This window comes from Stieleria magnilauensis, assembly GCA_007753675.1.
Lineage (GTDB): Bacteria > Planctomycetota > Planctomycetia > Pirellulales > Pirellulaceae > Stieleria > Stieleria magnilauensis.
In genome coordinates, this window is record CP036432.1 from 222394 (window position 1) to 242546 (window position 20153).

General features: G+C 60.2%; 12 protein-coding genes. 8 read left to right on the forward strand and 4 right to left on the reverse strand.

Annotated elements, in window-relative coordinates:
* Nucleotides 1-4: 4 nt before the first annotated feature.
* A complete protein-coding gene (locus TBK1r_RS00915; RefSeq protein WP_473772518.1) occupies nt 5-655 on the forward strand; it encodes a class I SAM-dependent methyltransferase in 651 nt (216 codons plus the stop codon).
* 204 nt (nt 656-859) lie between these two features.
* Here TBK1r_RS00915 and tsaD read toward each other — a convergent pair whose 3' ends face one another.
* Nucleotides 860-1882, reverse strand: coding sequence for a tRNA (adenosine(37)-N6)-threonylcarbamoyltransferase complex transferase subunit TsaD (gene tsaD / locus TBK1r_RS00920; RefSeq protein WP_145207105.1), 1023 nt, complete (start codon nt 1880-1882; stop codon nt 860-862).
* 106 nt (nt 1883-1988) lie between these two features.
* Between tsaD and rpsL the strand changes: the two genes are divergently transcribed.
* From rpsL to fusA, 3 genes are all read left to right on the forward strand, one after another.
* Complete coding sequence (rpsL, locus tag TBK1r_RS00925; RefSeq protein ID WP_095742113.1) at nt 1989-2354, forward strand: 30S ribosomal protein S12; 366 nt, start codon at nt 1989-1991, stop codon at nt 2352-2354.
* Nucleotides 2355-2424: 70 nt separating this feature from the next.
* Nucleotides 2425-2901 (forward strand): 30S ribosomal protein S7, encoded by a 477-nt coding sequence (gene rpsG, locus TBK1r_RS00930; RefSeq protein ID WP_095742114.1) that lies wholly within the window; start codon nt 2425-2427, stop codon nt 2899-2901.
* Between the two features lie 206 nt (nt 2902-3107).
* Nucleotides 3108-5204, forward strand: a complete 2097-nt coding sequence (gene fusA / locus TBK1r_RS00935; protein WP_145207106.1) for an elongation factor G — start codon at nt 3108-3110, stop codon at nt 5202-5204.
* A 126-nt stretch (nt 5205-5330) separates the two neighbouring features.
* On the opposite strand, the gene TBK1r_RS00940 is transcribed toward fusA, so the two are convergent.
* Complete coding sequence (locus TBK1r_RS00940; protein ID WP_145207107.1) at nt 5331-7163, reverse strand: ABC1 kinase family protein; 1833 nt, start codon at nt 7161-7163, stop codon at nt 5331-5333.
* 179 nt (nt 7164-7342) lie between these two features.
* Here TBK1r_RS00940 and TBK1r_RS00945 point away from each other — a divergent pair, with 179 nt between their 5' ends.
* The 4 genes from TBK1r_RS00945 to TBK1r_RS00960 all read left to right on the forward strand — a co-directional run bounded on the left by TBK1r_RS00945 (nt 7343) and on the right by TBK1r_RS00960 (nt 12161).
* The gene (locus TBK1r_RS00945) at nt 7343-8365 is read left to right on the forward strand and encodes an AAA family ATPase (protein WP_145207108.1); all 1023 of its coding nucleotides are present in this window, start codon (nt 7343-7345) and stop codon (nt 8363-8365) included.
* Between the two features lie 244 nt (nt 8366-8609).
* Complete coding sequence (locus tag TBK1r_RS00950) at nt 8610-9512, forward strand: lipase family protein (protein WP_419580830.1); 903 nt, start codon at nt 8610-8612, stop codon at nt 9510-9512.
* A gap of 44 nt (nt 9513-9556) precedes the next feature.
* Nucleotides 9557-10570, forward strand: coding sequence for an AAA family ATPase (locus TBK1r_RS00955; protein WP_095742119.1), 1014 nt, complete (start codon nt 9557-9559; stop codon nt 10568-10570).
* Nucleotides 10563-12161 carry a Ppx/GppA phosphatase family protein gene (locus tag TBK1r_RS00960; RefSeq protein ID WP_145207110.1) on the forward strand — a complete coding sequence of 533 codons (1599 nt, stop codon included), beginning with the start codon at nt 10563-10565 and terminating at the stop codon, nt 12159-12161. The genes TBK1r_RS00955 and TBK1r_RS00960 overlap by 8 nt, the downstream gene beginning before the upstream one ends.
* 3 nt (nt 12162-12164) lie before the next feature.
* Here TBK1r_RS00960 and TBK1r_RS00965 read toward each other — a convergent pair whose 3' ends face one another.
* Both TBK1r_RS00965 and TBK1r_RS00970 read right to left on the reverse strand, forming a co-directional pair.
* The gene (locus TBK1r_RS00965; RefSeq protein WP_145207111.1) at nt 12165-13004 is read right to left on the reverse strand and encodes a hypothetical protein; all 840 of its coding nucleotides are present in this window, start codon (nt 13002-13004) and stop codon (nt 12165-12167) included.
* 148 nt (nt 13005-13152) lie between these two features.
* Nucleotides 13153-19812 carry a dockerin type I domain-containing protein gene (locus TBK1r_RS00970; protein ID WP_145207112.1) on the reverse strand — a complete coding sequence of 2220 codons (6660 nt, stop codon included), beginning with the start codon at nt 19810-19812 and terminating at the stop codon, nt 13153-13155.
* Nucleotides 19813-20153: the final 341 nt, after the last annotated feature.

Genomic DNA, 20153 nt, shown 5'->3' on the forward strand with positions numbered 1-20153 from the left:
CGCTCTGCACGTCACGCGACATCATCACGTTGTGGGTCGCGCGGATGGTGCTGATGAGCCTGAACAACCTGAACGAAATTCCGTTCGACGAAGTCTTTATCCATCCAACGATTTTGGACGGAAACGGGTCGGAGCGATTGCCCCGAGCAGCCCGGGCTTGGTTTCGGCGATGGTGGATTGGTTCGATTGGCCGTCGATCCGCAACGTCGTCGAATTCGGCCCCGGCACGGGGGTTTTTACCGAAGCAATCGTCGAGCGTCTGCATCCGGACGCCAAGTTTTTTGCGATCGAACGCAGCAGCGAAATGGCTGCGGTGGCCCGGGCGAGATGCCCGGCGGCGAAGGTGATCGAAGACAGCGCGACCAATCTGGGAGCGATTTGCGACGCCGAAGGGATGGGCGAGATCGACGCGGTGATCTGCGGATTGCCGTGGGCGTCGTTTCCCGAGTCGCTGCAAGCGGAAATCATGCAGGCGATGATCGATCGGATGTGCGAGGGCGGCCGGTTCGCGACGTTTGCCTATTGGCAGGGCGTCGTGTTGCCCGCCGGGCGGCGTTTTTCTCGGCGGCTGAAAGCCAGCTTTGCCGAGGTCGGACGCAGCCACACGGTCTGGCGAAATCTGCCTCCGGCGTTTGTTTATCGTTGTGTGAAGTAGAGGGGGGAAGCTGAAGCTTTCTGGGGGTGGCAAGCTGGAAGCGTGCCCCACTAGTATTCCGCCGCACCTTGGTTTTCGGGTTGGCGGTAGTGGACGAGGCGACGAGTCCTTGCAAATTTGCCGACTACAGAGGACTCGTCGCCTCGTCCACTACCTGGACTCGTCGCCTCGCCCACTACCTGAAAATTGAGCTGCGGTAGACTACTAGAAGCCGCGTTGCAGGCCGGCGGTGATGTCGAGATCGAGGGGGGCGAATTCGCCGCGACGAATTTTTTCGAGCGCGATCGCTCCCATCACGGCATTGTCGGTGCACAGGTTCATCGGGGCGATCACCAGCTGGAAACCGTTTTTTTCAGCGGCCGTTTGCAGGCCCGTGCGCAGCACCGGATTCGCCGCGACCCCGCCGCCGACGATCAAGAACCCGGCCTCGTACGCTTTGACCGCGCGGACCGATTTGGCGACCAGCACGTCCACGACCGCGGCCTGAAACGAGGCACAGATATCGGCTTTGGCTTGATCGCTGAGGTTGATGTTCGAGAAATCCTTCACGCCGGGTGGGGCGATGCTGTAGCGGACCGCGGTTTTTAGGCCGCTGAAACTGAAGCGGTACCCGGGTTCTTTGAGCATCGATCGCGGGTAGGCGTGTGCTTTCGGATCCCCTTGGGCGGCCAAGCGGGAGACGGCAGGCCCACCGGGAAAGCCGAGATTGAGCATCGCGCCGACCTTGTCAAACGCCTCCCCGGCCGCATCGTCGATCGTCCCGCCGAGGTATTCCAGGTCCAGCGGGCTGGTGCAGTGATACAGACTGGTGTGCCCGCCGCTGACGACCAGCCCGATACAGGGATAGACCGACAGGTCGGCTGCCATTTGGCAGGCGTACAAATGGGCGTGCAGATGATTGATCGCCACCAGCGGCTTTTTCCAGGCCACCGCCAGGGTTTTGGCGGCGACGACTCCGACCAGCAGCGATCCGGCCAACCCGGGTCGGTCGGCGACGGCGATCGCATCCAAATCGGCGCCTTGCAGCCCGGCCTTTCGCAGCGCGGTGTCGATGACGGGCAAAATCCGCTCGACGTGGGCTCGGGCGGCGACTTCCGGGACCACCCCGCCGAACTGTTCGTGCAGGGTTTCTTGGGTGGCGACACACTCGCCGAGCACGCTGCCGCCGTCGGAAATCACCGCCGCAGCGGTCTCGTCACAGGTCGATTCAATGGTCAAAATGGGCATCGCCAAATCTTACTGCTGATCAGCCCTTGACACCAACCGGTAGGGCACGATACTTGCACGCTTCCAAATACGGCAAACAACGGATAAACGCCAGAACGACGACTCTATGCCCACCATCAATCAACTCGTCCGCAAGCGACGCAAACTGAAAAAACGCCAAAGTAAGTCTCCCGTACTGGAGAAATGCCCGCAAAAGCAGGGCGTTTGTCTGCAAGTTCGTACGATGACCCCCAAGAAGCCGAACTCGGCACTGCGAAAGATTTCGCGGGTCAAGTTGAGCAACGGCAAAGAGGTCACCGTTTACATTCCCGGCGAAGGTCACAACCTGCAGGAGCACTCGATCGTGCTCGTCCGCGGTGGCCGGATCCGTGACTTGCCCGGTGTTCGCTACCAGGTCGTCCGCGGCAGCCGTGACGCGTTGGGCGTCGAAGGCCGTAAACGATCTCGCAGCCGTTACGGTGCCAAGAAATAGCATCGGCGGCTCGGCCGCTTGAAACACGCATTATTCAGAACGAACATCACTCGACATTTGAAAGTTTGAAATGGGACGGATCACCGCAAGTAAGAAACAGCTCAAGGGCGACCCACGCCACAATTCGATGCTGGCCGGAAAGTTCATCAATTGCTTGATGCTGGATGGAAAGAAGACCGTCGCCCAGAAAGTCTTCTACGATGCGTTGGCGGAAATCGCTCGACGTGGCGAGACCGAAGGCGACGAGCCGATCGAAGTCTTCGAAGCCGCGCTGGAAAACATCAAGCCGTACATCGAAGTTCGCAGCAAGCGAGTCGGTGGTGCCAGCTACCAGGTTCCGATGCAAGTCAATCGTGCCCGTCAGCAAAGCTTGGCCATCCGCTGGTTGCTCGAAGCGGTCCGTAGCAAGAAGGGCCGTCCGATGCACCTGAAGCTGGCCGACGAAATCATGGCCGGATACAAGAAGGAAGGCGTCGCGTACACCAAACGCGAAAACACGCACCGCATGGCCGACGCCAACAAGGCGTTCGCACACTTTGCGTGGTGATCGGCGTTCCGATCACTCCCAAAAACAACAACGAACCAAAACTCTCAAACCGCGACACGGCAATCCCGCCGTGATCGCGGTTTTTTGTTCCCATCGGATCCATTCCTGTGCGGTCTAGCGGAAATCGCTAAGACGTTACAAAATCCTTCCCATCGACGTTGCCCTCGGCGGAGCTCCGCTGCCACTTCCCTACCCCCTGATCAATCATGTCTGCCGACATCAATTTACTGCGCAACATTGGAATCATCGCTCATATCGATGCCGGTAAAACGACAGTCACCGAACGGATGCTGTACCTCAGCGGCGCAAAGCACCGCGTCGGACGTGTCGACCACGGCACGACCGACACCGATGACGACCCCGAAGAACAGGAACGCGGGATCACCATCTTCAGCGCCTGTGTGAGGTACCGCTGGGACAAGTACCACATCAACTTGCTCGACACGCCCGGGCACGTCGACTTTACCGCCGAAGTGGAGCGATGTTTGCGTGTCCTGGATGGCGCGGTCGTCGTGTTCTCGGCGCGGGAAGGCGTCGAGGCGCAAAGCGAAACGGTGTGGCGGCAAGCGGATCGCTACAACGTGCCGCGAATCGTTTTCATCAACAAGATGGATCGCGAAGGCGCCGATTTTGATTCCGTCTTCAACGACATCGGTCCCCGACTGGGCGGCCGACCGGTCGCGGTCGAGTTGCCCGTCGGCCAAGGCCCGACTCACGTCAAAAACCCGTTCCGCGGGGTAATCGATCTGGTCGAGCTGAAGTTGTTGCAGTTCGATCCGGCGACCGAAGGCAAGGAGGTCACGCAAACGGATATCCCCGACGAGTTGATGGACGATGCGCTGCTGTGGCGTGAACAACTGCTGGAAACGGTTTGCGAGATTGACGACGACGCGATGGCCCTGGTGATGGAAGACCAGGAGGTGCCGGTGGACGTGATTCGCAAAGCGTTACGCAAAGGCTGTATCGAGCAGACCATCCAACCCGTACTGTGCGGGTCGGCGCTGCACGGCATCGGCGTCCAACCGCTGATGACTGCCGTCGGGCACTACTTGCCCAGCCCGCTCGACCGCCCACCGGTCGAAGGGACCAATCCGAAAAAGCCGGACCAGCAACTGATCCGAAAGCCGGACCCGACCGAGCCGTTTAGCGCGCTGGTGTTCAAGATCCTGCCTGCCAAGACGGGCGACAATTATTGGATTCGGATTTACAGCGGACAACTGAAACAGAACTCACGGGTCTATTGCCCCAACCGCGACAAGAAAGAAAACGTCGCCCAACTGTGGCAGATCCACGCGTCCAAAAAAGAACGCGACGGGCAAACCGAATCGCTGGCCGCCGGGGACATCTGCTGTGTCATCGGTCCTCGCTTTGCCATCACGGGCGACACCCTCTGCGACACCCAGAACCAGATCGAATTGCCCAGCATCACGTTCGCCGACACGGTGTTGTCGATGGCGATTGAACCGGAGAACACGGGCGACCGCAAGAAGCTCGATGACACCCTGGACATGTTGCGTCGCCAAGACCCGACGTTTCGCGCGGTCGACAACGAAGAACTGGGGCAGACGATCATCAGCGGCATGGGCGAGTTGCACCTGGAAGTGATCCAACACCGGCTCACTCGCGACTTCGGGTTAAACGTCAAGTTCTACAAACCGCGAGTCAACTACCGTGAAACGATTGGCGGTAAAGCCGACGTCATCGGTGTCTGCAATCGGCAAATGGGCGCCAATCAGATGTTTGCCCGTTTGAGTGTCCGGGTGTCGCCCCTGGAAGACAGCTCCGCGAAGCCGATCGTGTTCGATCGCCTGCCGCCGGACACGCTGTTGCAAGGCGACGTGCGGCACGCCGCGATTCAAGAACTTCGCGACCGCGCCGAAGGCGGTGGTGTGCTGGCAGGTTTCCCGCTCTCGGGAATCAAGCTGGAAGCCTATGACGCCGAGGTCAGCGAAGAGGGGGGAATCGAAGAGGTCGCGTTCCGCATCGCCGCCGGCGATGCCTTTGACAAGGCGCTCGAAAAAGCCGGCCCCGTGCTGCTCGAGCCGATCATGAAGGTGGAAGTCACGACGCCGGAAGACTACATGGGTGAGCTGGTCGGCGACTTGCAACAACGCCGTGCCTTGATCGCCGCCACCGAAACACGCGGCGCGATGACCGTGATCACCGCCCACGCCCCGCTGAAAGAGCTGTTCGGCTATTCCAGCGCCGTCCGCAGCCTCAGCCAAGGCCGCGCCGGAAGCAGCATGGAACCGCTCGGCTACCAACCGGCTCCCAAAGAAGACGCGCACAGTTTCCAGTTTTGATCGTTGCCACGTGCTTCGACACTGAACGTGTTAGCGGAACGGCGCGAGCCGTCCGGTTCCCGCGTTGAAAACGCGGTGGCGGACCGGAGGGCTCGCGTCCTACCGCTAACAAGGCCTGCCCCCGATTCAGTTGTCGTTGTCACGCGTCAGGTGACCGCTGCGGGCGATCGCCAGCAGCAACCACAACATCACCGAGATGCTTCCGACCATGCCGACCAGCCCGAACAGGCTGATCGGTTCCAGCGTGGTGAAGTACAACGGAATCGAGATCAACGGCGAGACCTGCTGCGCGAGCAACAGTGACGATCCGAGAAACACCGCGCTGGCCATCACGCCCAGAACCAGACGATTGACGGACGGTCCCAAACGCTGATGCTCCAGTGTGAATCGTGTTTCGCCGCGGCGAAGCATTTGCATCAACGAAACCAGTTCGTCGGGCGCCGATTCGAGAAAGCTTTCCGCTTCTAAGTAAATGCGACGGGCTTGGCGAAACCGACGCTGCGGGCTCAAGCGGCGAAGCATCGTCTTGTGCGCCAGGGATCGAATCACTTTCAAGGAGTCAAAACTGGCGCCCAGCTCGCTCAGGGTGCCTTCGAGCGAGATCAACATTTTCAGCAGCAAGGCCGATTGGTTGGGCAATTTGATCGAATGCTTGTGCAGCAGTTCGGTCAGCGCGGTCAACGCGCCGGCCAGATCGAATTCGTCCATCGATTGCTGGCCGTAGGTGCCGATAAAATCGGCGACGTCGATCGACAGCGCGGACTCGTCGAGGGTGGGAGGCGTTTCACCGACGCGGCGGATCAGACGGGTCAAGCGGTTTTGGTCGCCCCCTGAAATGGCGACCAACATGTCTTCGATGTTCTCTCGCAATCGCTCATCGATCCGTCCGGTCATCCCGAAATCCAAGATTCCGAGCCGACCATCCTCGAGCAAAAACAGGTTGTCGGTGTGGGGATCGGCGTGAAACAGGCCTTCTTCAAAGATCATCGCCAGATAGACATCGGCGATCGCATGGCCGATCATCTCGCAGCGATCCGCATCCAGGGTGATCTTGGCCAATTGTTCCCGTCGGCCATTCTCGGCGGACGGCTTCGCCGCGGCGCCGTTGCCTTGGGATGCCGGTTCGTCGGTGCGCGTCGATTTGGCTCGCCGCGATGCAGTCGAAGAAGTGGAGTGTTCCGCGTCACGCAGGCATTCGGCCAGCGAGCGGCCCATCAGTTCGTCCATCACCAAGACGCGGCGGGTGCACAGTTGGGCAACGGGATTGGGCACCACGACGTCCGCGCTGTGTTTGGCGATCCACGCGGAAAAGTGCTCCAGCGATTGCCGCTCCCGGCTGAAATCCAGCTCGCGGGTGATGATTGGGGCGAGCTGGCGGACCACATCGCCCGGTCGCCAGGCCGCCACGGTTTCGACGCGTTCGGCCAGCACGGCCAATCCGCTCAAGACCTCGATGTCCTGCTTGACCGTCTTTTCGATTCCCGCCCGCTGGACCTTCAAGACCACCCGCCGCCCGTCATTGAGCACCGCGCGGTGGACCTGGCCGATCGAGGCACTGGCCAGCGGCTGGGCATCGATGCTGGCGAAGTGGGATTCGTAATCGTCGCCCAATTCGCCGGCCAGCGTTTTCCGTACCGTCGCAATGTCGTCCGGCCGAACGTTCGCCCGCAGCCCCTTCAACTCTTCGCTCAACGCGATGCCGACCAGGTCGGGGCGTGCGGCCAGGATCTGGCCGAGTTTAATGAACGTGGGGCCGAGGTCCGTCAGCGCCATCCGCACCCGTTGTTCCCGCGTGTACTCTGCCAACGGCGTGCCCCGATGGTCCTTGAACCAGCCCTGGAAGGGGAGCCGACGGTGTTGGCTGAGCCAATCGGCCAACCCGTAGCGGCGCAGCACGGCCAGGATCTCGCGCCAGCGACGCAGATTCCGGTAAAGCTGGGGGATGGCGGTGATTTTCATGCGAAAACGATGAACAAAGCGGTGGCCGGGCCATTGTAGCTGGAAGGATGAAATTCAAGCCGTTGGCGGGGGTCGCAAAAAGATTTAGACAAATAAACCAAACGGATTGATCAGTTAAACTGGTAGTCAGCCTTCGCCACCGCCCCGCTCCAGCTCGTCTTTCCCGCGATTTGTTTCTTATGACCGAAGCCCCACCTGTCGTCGACCCGTCTGCCCACGCAGGAGCCTCGGGCGGGGGTGCCGGCGAAGTCGCCAATGTCGCGGCGGTCTCCGAATTCGCCAAACGGGTGATCGCCAATGTCGAGCACGCGATCGTCGGCAAACGAAAGCAACTGGTGCTGTCCCTGGTCGCCTGGTTCAGCGGCGGCCACGTGTTGCTCGAAGACGTGCCGGGGGTGGCCAAAACGATGCTGGCCCGGGCGTTGGCCAAAAGCATCGGCTGCCAGTTCAAACGGGTCCAGTGCACGCCGGACTTGTTGCCGACCGACGTGACGGGGACATCGATTTTCAATCAGAAAGAGGCCGAGTTTGAGTTTCGCGCCGGGCCGGTCTTCACCCAGATTTTGCTGGCCGACGAAATCAACCGCGCCACGCCGCGAACCCAGGCCTCGTTGCTGGAGGCGATGGCCGAGGGCTGTGTCACCGTCGACGGAACCACGCATGTTCTGGAAAAGCCGTTTCTGGTGATCGCCACCCAAAACCCCGTCGATCACGAAGGTACGTTCCCGCTGCCGGAGGCCCAGCTGGACCGTTTTCTGATGCGTTTCAGTCTGGGTTACCCGTCGATGGAAGAAGAGATGCGGATGCTGGAATTGCTGCAGCACACCCATCCGATCGATCGCTTGCCGGCCGTCGCGACGGCGAAAGAGCTGATTGCGGCGCAAGCGGAGATTCGCAAGGTCCACGTCGATCCGCGCGTGCGGCAGTACTTTTTGCAAATCATCGAGCAGACGCGCCGTCACAATGACCTGGCACTTGGCGGCAGTCCCCGGGCGACGATCGCGTTATTTCGCTGTGGTCAGGCGATGGCGGCGATTCGGGGTCGTGGATTTGTCACACCCGATGATATCAAACGCGTGCTCTCCCCGGTGATGAACCACCGTCTGATCCTGCGGCCGGAAAGTCGACTTCGCAAAGTCACCACGGAAAGCGTGTTGCAGGAAATCGTCAGCGAAATCGCCGTGCCGACCGTCCAGGCTTAGTATTCCGCGTCAGTTCAATTTTCGGGTAGTGGACGAGGCGACGAGTCCTCTGCAGTCGGCACATTGGCAAGGACTCGTCGCCTCGTCCACTACCGCCTACCCGAAACGCACGGTGACAAGGAATACTAGTGCTGGGCTGGTCAGCAGAGTGGGCTGGTCAGCAGGGGGCTGCTGGCTCTAGGCTGTACGCCGATTTCGTCTCTTTCGCCATTTCGGGCAGCGAGGTGCAGGGGTGCTTGAAGACGTGACCCAACGATCCGTCGAAGCGATCGACAAGGTACAGGATCCGGGCGAAGTCCCGTTGGTCGTCCATTCTGCGGTCAAGGGACCGGTCGCGGAATTGAGTTTTCTACGTCGATCGTTGTTGTTCGCGGAATTATCGATGATTGCGTACAACGACGAAGCCGAGGCGCGGGCGGCCGCGGCGATCGCCGGCTTTGACGACGTGACCTTCTTCGATCGCGACGGATCCCAAGCGTATCGCTTTCGCAACCAGCACGACTGCGTGATCGGGTGTCGGGGCACCGAACCGAACGACTGGAACGACATCCGGGCCGATGCGAACGCGGCGAGTGTGGTTGCCGAAACGATCGGACGGGTGCACCGCGGATTCAAGACCGAGGTCGACGATCTTTGGCCGATGATCGAAACGGCGCTGTTGGACAACGAGCACGCACTCTATTTCTGTGGTCATTCGCTCGGCGGGGCGATGGCGACGATTTGTGCCGGTCGCTGTCATCTGTCGCACATTCCCAGTCACCCGGTTGAGCTGTTTACGTTCGGGAGCCCACGGGTGGGTGACAAGCGATACATCAACTACGTTAAACTGGATCATTACCGCTTCGTCCACAACAACGACATCGTCACACGAGTGCCGCCTTCGTTTTTGGGTTACCGACACAGCGGAAGCGAAGTCTACTTTGATCGAAATGGCCGCATCCGCAAACTCGGGCGTGTCTCCAAACGTCGTGACAAGTGGCACGGATTTCTCCGCGGGCTTCGACGGTGGAAGATCGATCACTTTGCGGATCATTCAATCCATCAATACATCGATGCGATTGTGGCGGCCGTTCGCGACGAAGAACAACGGGTCCGATCGGGCGGTCTGGCGAAACCCGCCTCCGCCTACGCCGACACGGACGAATGAGTACGATTCCTAACGGCCAACCTGGCACGGCACCAACAACACAGATGAGCCCTACGAAAGACGCGATGACGAACCCCGACGAGAATGATGCGATGCGATCGACGCACGTTGAAATCGACGGTGTTCGATTGAAACTGGCCAAGCCCTATGTCGATCCCGGCCGCTGGATCGGCCAAGCGGAGATCTTGCAGCAACTGTTGGCGTGTTGGATTTCACTCGACGAAGCCGATTTGCCGCTGACGCCGCGGTTGGTCGGCGCACCGGGCGTGGGCAAGACCCAACTAGCGATCGCGGCGGCCAAAGCACAAGGCCGGCCGCTGTACATCTATCAGTGCACCGCCGACACACGCCCCGAGGATCTGTTGGTCACCCCGGTGCTCAGCCAGAATGGCGAGATCGCCTACCACGCATCCCCGCTGGTCACCGCGATGCTGTGTGGCGGCGTCTGTGTGCTGGACGAAGGCAACCGGATGAATGAGAAATCCTGGGCATCGCTGGCGCCGTTGTTCGACAATCGACGCTACGTCGAATCCATCGTCGCAGGGATCACGATCGACGCGCACAGCGAATTTCGCGCCGCGGTGACGATGAACCAGGACGAGTCGACGTTCGAGATTCCCGATTACATCATGAGCCGGTTGCAACCGACGTTGCCGGTCGGCTTCCCCAACAAGCAGGACGAAATGGCGATCCTGCAATACCACCTGCCCTTTGCCGAAGCGGAAATGCTGGCTATGACGGTGGAGTTCCTGCAGCGATCGCATCAATTGAAATTGGAATTCTCGCCGCGTGACGGAATCAATTTGCTTCGTTACGCCCTGAAACGCATCTCGCAAAATCCCGATCACCCGGTCAGCCGCGATGCCGCCTGGCAGGAGGCGCTGCAGAGTTGCCTGGGCGATGAAGCATTCGATCTGGAGCAATTGTCGCAGCGGAAGAGTCGAACCCTGGGCGGCGACGCCGTTCCGCTGGGGCTGGCCGATCTGTTCTTTGATCCCGACGATCCCATGCATCCGGATCGAGACGACGATGAAGAGGATGAAGATTTCAATGTCTAGTTCGCCTGTCAAAGAAGCCGACGTGGGACAACTCGAACCGGCGGCGTCGACGATCCAGCGGGTCGTTGCCGTCATCGACATCGGGGCCACCGCGATGCGCATGGCGGTCGCCGAGATCCACGCCGGCGCCAAGGTCCGGATGCTGGACCAGTTGGTGCAACCGGTGCAGTTGGGCAAGGAAGCGTTTGAGACGCGACGCTTGTCGCGAAAGAGCACCGAACGGGTCGTTTCCGTCCTGTCCCAATACCAGCGTGTGCTGCGCGAATACGGCATCGAAGGCACGTCGGACATTCGCGTGGTGGGAACCAGCGCCGTCCGCGAAGCCTCCAATCGACTCGCCTTCGCCGATCGCGTCTACACCGCGACCGGCTTGCATGTCGAACCGATCGACGAAGCGGAAGTCAATCGGATCACCTACATGGGCATCACGCCCCAGTTGCTGGCCAACGCCGAGCTTTCCAACGGCAAGGCGATGGTGTTGGAAGTCGGTGGCGGCAGCACGGAAGTGTTGATCGTGCGCAGCGGCAACGTCTTGGCCAGCAATTCCTTTCGACTCGGATCGCTACGGATGTTGCAGGCGATCGATCTGGCCCGCGCGGGCGTCGATCGCCGCCGCGCCCTGTTGGAAAATCATATCAATCGGACGTTGAACCAGTTGAGCGATTTTGTTCGCGGCGATTCGCAATTGAATTTGGTGGCCGTCGGCGGCGACATTCGATTGGCAACACGGCTGATCGTCGACGACTGGCAACCAGGTGAATTGGCGGTCATGCCGACCAAGTCGCTGACCGAATTGACCGACACCGTGTTGAAGATGGGCGATGATGAAATCGTCAAACGATTCGATGCCTCGTTCATCGAAGCCGAAACGTTGGGGCCGGCGCTGCTGGCGTATGCGATGTTGGCCAAGCAGTTCCGGTTGGAACACGTCTACGTCAGCGACACCAACCTGCGCGAGGGACTGCTCAAAGACATCGCGGTCGGCGGAAGCTGGACGGCCGAATTTCGCAACCAGATCGTGCGTTCGGCGCTGTCACTCGGACGGCGATTCCATTTCGACGAAATGCACGCCCGCAGCGTCGCCGAGTTGGCGCGAAAACTGTTCGATCAGCTTCGATCGGAGCATTTATTGGACAACCGCCATGAAGTGATCCTTCACGTCGCGGCGCTGCTGCACGAGATCGGCATGCAGATCAATGTCCGCAGCCACCACAAACACTCCCTGTACATCATCAAGTACAGCGAACTGTTCGGACTCTCCAGGAGCGAGTTGTTGCAAGTCGGGCTGATCGCACGATACTATCGCCGGGCCCCACCGCAACCGTCGCACACCGATTACATGTCGCTGGACCGCGAGACGCGGGTGATTGTCAACAAACTGGCGTCGATCCTTCGGCTGGCAACGGCGCTTGATGACACGCGGACCAGTCGCATTCGCGAGATCGAATGCCAGACCGATGGAAAACGCTTGATGATCCACGTCCCGGGCGTCCGGGACGTCTCGTTAGAACAGATCGCGATGAAACAACAAGCCGGTCTGTTCCGTGACGTGTTCGGCTTGTCGGTCGTGCTGCGAGCCGGTGAGACGTAAGCCTCAGGCTCCGCAGCCGCAGCTGCATGCACAGGTTTGCTGAACCGTCTTCATCACGGTGCAGGGGACCTGTTTTTCAACCGTGTAGGGAACCTTGACGGTGCAGGTGCGGGTTTCTTCGACGTTGACGGTTTCCGGCACGCAAGCGGTGACCATCTTGGTCTTCTTGCGATATTCCATCGTCTTGTAGGGATGCTTGATGGTCTTGGTTTCCGTCTTCGTGAAGTACTCCTTCACCTTGCGAGTTTTCTTGATCGGCACGGAGATGCAGACTTCGCACGTGTAAGGTTCTTCGACACAGACTTCCTTCATCACCGTGACTTCCTTGGTGACTTCGACCGGGTTGGGGCACCAGACTTTCTTTTCGGTGCACTTGCATCCGCCGCAGGAATCGGTGGCCACCATTTGCACTTCCCAATGCCCCTGGTCTTCGATGCAGGTCTTGGTTTCGGTCACGGGCACGCACTCGGTTCGCTTGCGAATCTTCGTGACGGTGTCCTTGCCGGGGACCATGATCGTGTATTCTTGATCGACCCAGCGGAACTTGGGCGTTTTGACTTCGATGACCTGCTCGTCAACTTTGTCGACACACACCAGCGCGTTGTATTCGTAGGGAACTTGTTTCTCGACCGTGATTGTCTTGGGAACCAGCACGGTTTCGACGCGTTGTTCTTCGCGATAGCAGGTTTGCGTGACGGTCTTCATCACGGTGCAGGGCACCTGGACCGTTTTGGTGCAGACGCCGGACCCCTTGCATTTGGCACAATCGTCACAGGCGTTTGCGGTTCCGACCAGTAAGGCGGTTGCGGCGACCAGTCCGCCCCAGAATTTTGCGGCTAACATTTCGGTTGAACTCCCCCGAGTCTTCGATCTTGTGGTTTGATTGCCGCACCCGGATACGCTGGATTGTGCGGATTCGAAGTAAACCTAGGTCGATCGTGGGGGGAGTCAAATCAACAATGTTGACTTTTGGCAACATTGTTGCAAATGATCACAGCTCGCCGATTCCCAACAACAGATCGTCCAGGAAACGCTCTTCATCGTCGGTGTCGCCAAAGACGCTGTCAACGGCGGGGATCCAGCCGGACGCCGCACTCGCCTCCCCTTCGCCACCGGTGTCGCTGTTCTTGGCCAGTTCGTTGATCACCATCAGGGCATCGGACGGTTCGATCGCTCCATTTCCGTTGACGTCCATGCTGCGGTTGGCCGCGCTCAACAATTGCTCGCCCGACGCGTCACTGTTTTGCATCCGAGCGACGTGGTTGATGATGATCAATGCGTCTCGGGCGGAAACCAAACCGTCTTGATTGACGTCGGCGGGATCAAAATCCTGGTGCCGTGTCTTCGGCTGGGAATTGTTGGTGTTGGCGACCAACGACGGGATCTGGCTCAGTTCGGTCACCGCCAGCAACGGAGCCGGATTGGGGCGAACCGGAACGAAGGGCAACAAGAACGGGTTGTTGGGGTCGGCAAAGTTGACCGAGCCGGCGGGCAGAATCACTCCGCGTAGCCAGGTCAAGACATCCTTGATGCCACCGCCATCTTCAAACGCTTCGCAGCTGATAATGTTATCGACACCGAGCTGAACGCAGACGTCACCAGGGGTGAGACTGGTTTCACTGCCCCCATTGAGCACCTCGCCGTCGGTGATCAACGGCGTGTCGCTGCCGAAGTCCTGGTCACTGATCAGCACGTCGTTTCCGGCGCCACCGAACAGGAAATCGACACCCGGACCGCCGGTCAGCAAGTCTTGGTTGAATCCGCCATAAAGCGTGTCGCTGCCCTCGCCGCCGTTGAGCGTTCCCAGGGTCGGCGTTTGCGTCGAAATCTGGTCATCGCCGCCGTTTCCGTCGATCCGGACCAATTCGACGTTGGCGATTCCGAACGGTTCAAGCTGTGCGTCGCCGGATTGACCGACGGTGATCAAATCCGCGTCGTTGCCGCCGATGACTTCGAATTTGTCGGTTCCGTTGCCACCGTCAAAGGTCAACAACTGGGCGGTCCCGGTGATTTCGATCGGAATGTCACTGGTGACGGTCAAGATGTCGTCTTGTGTGCCGGAGACGATATCGATCGACTCGATGCCCAGCGTTTCGAACACTTCATTGCCCGTCGTGGCTCGGGGCGTGCCGGGAGTCGTGGTTGCCAAGACACCCTGCGAGGCCGCGGTGATGACGTATCGCAAGTCCAGCGACTCGGTGGCACTGCCGGCGAGCAGGTTGACGCGGTCGCCGGTGGCGATGCCCGGTACGCTGCCTTCGACCGGGAATCCACCGGCGTTGGTCACGCCTTGGGTCACCGAGTTCGTGCCCGCCGAGTTGACTCCGCCGTCGAGGAACAATTGGCGGGTCGCTGCGACCGCGTCGTTGCCCAGCGGGTCGTTGTTGATTCGCCCCAGGTATCCGGCCGTGTCGGCACCGGACGCGTTGAGATTGATCGTGTCGTCGCCGGCGTCTCCGTTCAAGTCAACGATCGTGTTCAAAAAGACTTCGTTGACATTCAGCGTGTCGTCGCCATCTCCGGCCGCGACATTCACGACCGCGGATCCGGTGCGAGTCGGCGGGGCGGTTTCGAACAGCAAATCGACGCTGTCAATGTCGGCTCCCAAATTGACTTGCAATCCGGCCTGGTCACCGAGCGATGAGATGGAAACGGCATCGGAGCCCGCTTCGGTATCGATCACCGTGACGCTTGGGTCGTTCGGCGGAGCAACGCTCAAGCCGCCGGTCGAAGCGACGCTGACGACATCGGCGTTGTCGCCGGTCGCGATCTGGCTGATCGAACCCGCCCCGGTCGATGTGATCGTCAGCGTGTCGGCGCCGGCATAGCTGGTCAGAGTGAATGTGGTGTCATCGGCCGTCGAGGCGACCGTGACGGTGGCGTCACCCTGAGTGGTTCGCACGTTCAACGTTTCGGTCGTCTCGTAAGCCACATTGCCACCGCCGGTTCGCTCGACCGAAGTCGCCGTGACCGTGTAACTGTGGGCTGCCACGGAGAGTTGATCGGAGACGTTCAGCGTGTCCCCCGTGTCGACGGTGGCGGTTCGTGTGACGTCCGATCCGATCGTTTGACGGCCCGTCACGGATTCGCTGATCGACACCGCGTCGTGGGCTTCGCCAAACACGCAGATGTCGCCCAAGATCCCATCCAAATTGCCGTTCAAGTTCCCGTTCGGTGTCCCGAGCGAGCCATCGGCGGTGGAGGTGATGTTGAAGGTGTCGTTGTTGCTGCCGCCGGTGACATCCACCGCGCTACCGGTCGCGGTCGCACGGATGTTGGTGATGTCGTCGCCAGCACCGAGCGAGATTGCGGTCGCCGAAGTCGTCCCGGTGCCAAGCAATGTCACCGTGTCGTTGCCGCTGCCGGCATCAATCGCCAATCCGCTTTCGGCACCGGTGGTGGTCACCATCACGGTGTCATCGCCATCGCCGGTGCTCACCCGCGTGACGCTGGCATCGACAACACCGGGTGTTCCCGTGGTTCCCGTGTTGAGAATGTTGACCGCGTCATTGTCGATTCCCGAATCGATCAGGAGAACGCTTTCCAGTCCCGTCGTGGTGACGTCGATCGTGTCCGCACCGGCATAGGTGTTGACCGTCGTCCGAGTCCGGTCTCCGGTCGTGGTGATCGTGACCCTGTCGGCTGCGGAGCCGGTTTCCAGGTTCAGCGTTTCGATCGTGTCGTAAACCAGCGGAACGGCCAAGGCGGTCGACGTCAACGTCGTTGCATCGAGTGTGTAAGTGTTGGCCGCACCACTTCCTTCGTTGCTGATGTTCAACTCGTCACCCAGGTCGTAACTCTGCTCGACCGTGATGGTCTTGGCCGTCACGCTTTCGGTGACTCCCGGGCTGACCACACCGGGATCTTCGCCGTAAACGCAGATGTCACCCAAGATGCCATCGAGCACGCCAGCCGGATTGCCTCGCATCACTGCACGATCCGCACTGCGTGTGCCGGCGGCGTCGGAGGAGATGTTGATGGTGTCCAGCCCGGTGCCGGCAAAGATGTCCGTGGCACTGCCTGCGGCGGTGGCACGGACGTTGACGACGTCCGAGTCTGAGCCGGTGTTGATGTCGGTGGCCGAAAGTCCGCCGGTGTTGATCACGGTCACGACATCGTCACCGCCAAGGGTGTCGATCGCCAGCCCGCTTTCGGCGCCGGTGGTGGTGACTGTCACGTCGTCGTCGCCATCGCCCGTGGTGACCAGCGTGACGCTCGCATCCACCACACCCGGTGTTCCCGTGGTTCCCGTGTCGAGAATGTTGACGGTGTCGTTGTCGATGCCCGAATCGACCAGCAGCACACTTTCGAGCCCCGTCGTGGTGACCGTGATCGTGTCCGCACCGGCGTAGGTGTTGACCGTCGTCCGAGTGTTGTCGCCGGTTGTGGTGATCGTGACGTCATCGGCCGCGGCGCCGGTTTCCAGGTTCAGCGTCTCGATCGTGTCGTAGGTCACGCCACCGGTCAGCCCGACACGAGTCAACGTGGTGGCGTCGAGGGTGTAGGTTTGTCCGACCAAGTTGCCTTCGTCACTGATGTTCAGCTCATCGCTGAGTTCATAGCTTTGGGTGACGGTGATCGCTTTGGCGGTCACGCTCTCGCTGATCCCCGGTGCCACGATACCTGGATCTTCGCCGTAGACGCAGATGTCACCCAAAATGCCGTCCAACACGCCGGCCGGATTGCCTCGCATCACCGCGCGATCCGCACTGCGTGTTCCAGCAGCGTCGGAGGAGATGTTGATGGTGTCCAGCCCGGTGCCGGCAAAGATGTCCGTCGCACTGCCAGCGGCGGTGGCACGGACGTTGACCACGTCCGAGTCAGCGCCGGTGTTGATATCGGTGGCCGAAAGTCCGCCGGTGTTGATCACGGTCACGACATCGTCACCGCCAAGAGTGTCGATCGCCAGCCCGCTTTCGGCACCGGTGGTCGTGACCGTCACATCGTCGTCGCCATCGCCCGTGGTGACCAGCGTGACGCTCGCGTCCACCACACCCGGTGTTCCCGTGGTTCCCGTGTTGAGAATGTTGACAGTGTCATTGTCGATGCCCGAATCGACCAGCAGCACACTTTCGAGCCCCGTCGTGGTGACCGTGATCGTGTCCGCACCGGCGTAGGTGTTGACCGTCGTCCGAGTGTTGTCGCCGGTTGTGGTGATCGTGACGTCATCGGCCGCGGCGCCGGTTTCCAGGTTCAGCGTCTCGATCGTGTCGTAGGTGACGCCGCCGGTCAGCCCGGCGCGAGTCAACGTGGTGGCGTCGAGGGTGTAGGTGTGTCCGACCAGGTTGCCTTCGTCACTGATGTTCAACTCATCGCCGAGTTCATAGCTTTGCGTGACCGTGATGCCTTTAGCGGTTACGCTCTCGCTGATCCCCGGCGCCACGACACCGGGATCTTCGCCGTAGACGCAAATGTCACCCAAGATGCCGTCCAACACGCCGGCCGGATTGCCTCGCATCACATTGCGATCGGCGCTTCGTGTTCCAGCAGCGTCGGAGGAGATGTTGATGGTGTCCAGTCCCGCGCCGGCAAAGATGTCGGTGGCACTGCCGGCGGCCGTGCCGCGCACGTTGATGACGTCGGATCCCAGGTCGGTGTCGATGACGGTTGCCGAGTCGGCACCGGTGTTGATCAACGTGACGACGTCGTCACCGCCTTCGGTGTCGAGGATCAGTCCGCTTGCGGCTCCGGTCGACGTCACGACGACATCATCGTCCTGATCGCCGGTGGCGACCCGCGTGACACTGCCGGCGCCGGTGTTGGTGATGGAAACGGAATCCGCGTCGGCGAGGGTGTTGACAGAAAGAATGCCGCCCGCCCCCGTGCTGGCGATCGTCACGGTATCGTCACCGCTACCGGTATCCACCGACGTCGAGCCTGCGGCGATGGTGCTGGTGATCGCGACGATGTCATTGTCGCTGCCCGTTTCAAGCGAGACCGATTCGACACCGGCGTAGGTCAGGCTGCCGGTCAAACCGGTGGAGACCAAGGTGGAATCGGTCAGGGTGTAGGTTTCCGCCGTCACGCTGGAGCTGTCCGAGACGATCAGTTGGTCGCCGATCGGAAGTGTCAGGTCGACGGTGAGGGTCTTTGCCGTGACGCTGTCGCCGGTCGTCGGTGCGGCATCGTTCGCGTCACCGCCAATGACGACGGCCCCGAGGATGCCGTCCAATGACGTCAATCCGACGTTGAAGACATCGTTGCCGACGCCACCGTTGAGATTGGCCGTCAACGTGGCCGGGACGCTGGCGATGTTGATCGTGTCGTTGGCGTCGTCACCGTTGATCGTCAGGGTGGGGGACAGGGTCAGCGTGTCCAAATCGAGAACATCAATCAGGTCGTCCCCGGTTCCCGCGTTGATGGTCAGCGAACTCGTGGGGTTCAAGAAGTCGACCAATTCGCCCAACGTCGAATCGATCCGGTTGACGTTGTCGGCCGCGACCGGATCGTCAGAAAGCGTGATCGTTTCGCTACCACCGGTGAACGTAAACACGCGGTCCACGGCACTCAAATTGTCGACGATCGGTTCCAGCCCGGTGTACTGAATGGTCCCCGAATCGACGGCATTGAACTGGATCGAAATCGTGCCGCCCATCTGGTCATTGATCGGCGCGGCAAATTGGTGCTCGACCATCAGCGTCGCGCCGTTGACCAGCTGCAGCGCGTCGCCGGGGACCCCAGGGTTGTTGGGATCGTTCAACGGATCGGCGCCGTTGAAGGAGATGGGCGTCACGATCACGCCGCCGGAGTAATCAATCGTCAATGTGTCCTGATCCGAGCTTCCTTGAACGGCGATGTTGGTGATCGTTGCAATTGGGACCCGGCTCAGCAGCGTGCCGTTGATGGAATCATTGACCTGGAGATCGGCACCCGAGATTTCGATCGTGTATTGGTCGGCGACGTTATCCGAGACCGCGGGGAAGATGAACAGGTCGCTGATGTCGACAGTTGCCTGAGCGGTCGAGCTGAGTCCACCGCTGTCGGTGACAGTCAAGTTGATCGTGTGGGAACCGACACCGATATGATTGATCACGGTCAGCCACGGAATGGTGGCAATCGCGTCGGTGGTCGTAAAATCAGCGACGTTGTCCTGATCGAGATCCCAGTTGTAGGTCAGCGTGTCGCCGGCATCGACGTCGGTCGATCCGCTGGCATCGACGTTGATCGTCAAGCCTGCGTCGATCGAATACGGGCCACCCGCGTCAGCCACCGGGGCTTCGTTCACACCGGCGACGGTGATTTGAATCGGTTGTGAGTCGGAGTTTAAGTCGCTGTCGGTGACCACCACGGTGACGTCATAGACGTTGTCTTGGCCAGCATCGGCGGGCTGTTCGAAATCGGGGGCAGAATTGAATTGCAGCACGCCGAAGTTGGGATCGATGGAGAACAGATTCTGATCCGCTCCACCACCGAGCGAATACGTCAAACCGCTGCCTTCGGAATCGAGATCGTCGGTGGAATTGACATCGATCGCGAACACTTGGTTTTCATCGACCGTCGCGGTGTCGGCCGAGGTGATGACAGCGAGAAGACGGCGATTTTCGAGGGATTCGACCAGAACTCGACGCCGCTGGGTCCGCTTGCGGGCGTTCTTTCGGGGCTGGCGTTTGGAAATCGAGCCGAGCAGACGGTGTGGCCAGTTTCGCGGCATGACAGAACCTGGATGACCTGAAGACGTTGAGGTGAAATAATGTCGACCACTCGAAAGCGGGCTGGCTTTCATGTTCGTCGACCGATTCGGATCGAGAGTTCGGCACGTTTACTGGAAATCCGGCCCCTAGGATCACCGATGCTCTCACCCCCGAGTAAAGTCACCCAGCTGCGAAAAACAAGCCAACAGTCACAAAAGGACCAACTTGCCTGCTTTCTCCCCTTTCTCAGCTGCTAAATCCCTGCAAACGCTTAAAATCAATTGTCAGGTTGGGGGACGCAAAACAGCGCTTGAAAGCACACGTTAAGCTGGTATCACAGGGTTGGCCCCCCGATTCGATC

Coding starts and splice junctions, on each gene's coding strand:
- TBK1r_RS00960 (WP_145207110.1), top strand. CDS start 10,563: ATGTCTAGTTCGCCTGTCAAAGAAGCCGACGTGGGACAACTCGAACCG.
- rpsG (WP_095742114.1), top strand. CDS start 2,425: ATGGGACGGATCACCGCAAGTAAGAAACAGCTCAAGGGCGACCCACGC.
- tsaD (WP_145207105.1), bottom strand. CDS start 1,882: ATGCCCATTTTGACCATTGAATCGACCTGTGACGAGACCGCTGCGGCG.
- TBK1r_RS00965 (WP_145207111.1), bottom strand. CDS start 13,004: ATGTTAGCCGCAAAATTCTGGGGCGGACTGGTCGCCGCAACCGCCTTA.
- fusA (WP_145207106.1), top strand. CDS start 3,108: ATGTCTGCCGACATCAATTTACTGCGCAACATTGGAATCATCGCTCAT.
- rpsL (WP_095742113.1), top strand. CDS start 1,989: ATGCCCACCATCAATCAACTCGTCCGCAAGCGACGCAAACTGAAAAAA.
- TBK1r_RS00945 (WP_145207108.1), top strand. CDS start 7,343: ATGACCGAAGCCCCACCTGTCGTCGACCCGTCTGCCCACGCAGGAGCC.
- TBK1r_RS00940 (WP_145207107.1), bottom strand. CDS start 7,163: ATGAAAATCACCGCCATCCCCCAGCTTTACCGGAATCTGCGTCGCTGG.
- TBK1r_RS00955 (WP_095742119.1), top strand. CDS start 9,557: ATGAGCCCTACGAAAGACGCGATGACGAACCCCGACGAGAATGATGCG.
- TBK1r_RS00970 (WP_145207112.1), bottom strand. CDS start 19,812: ATGCCGCGAAACTGGCCACACCGTCTGCTCGGCTCGATTTCCAAACGC.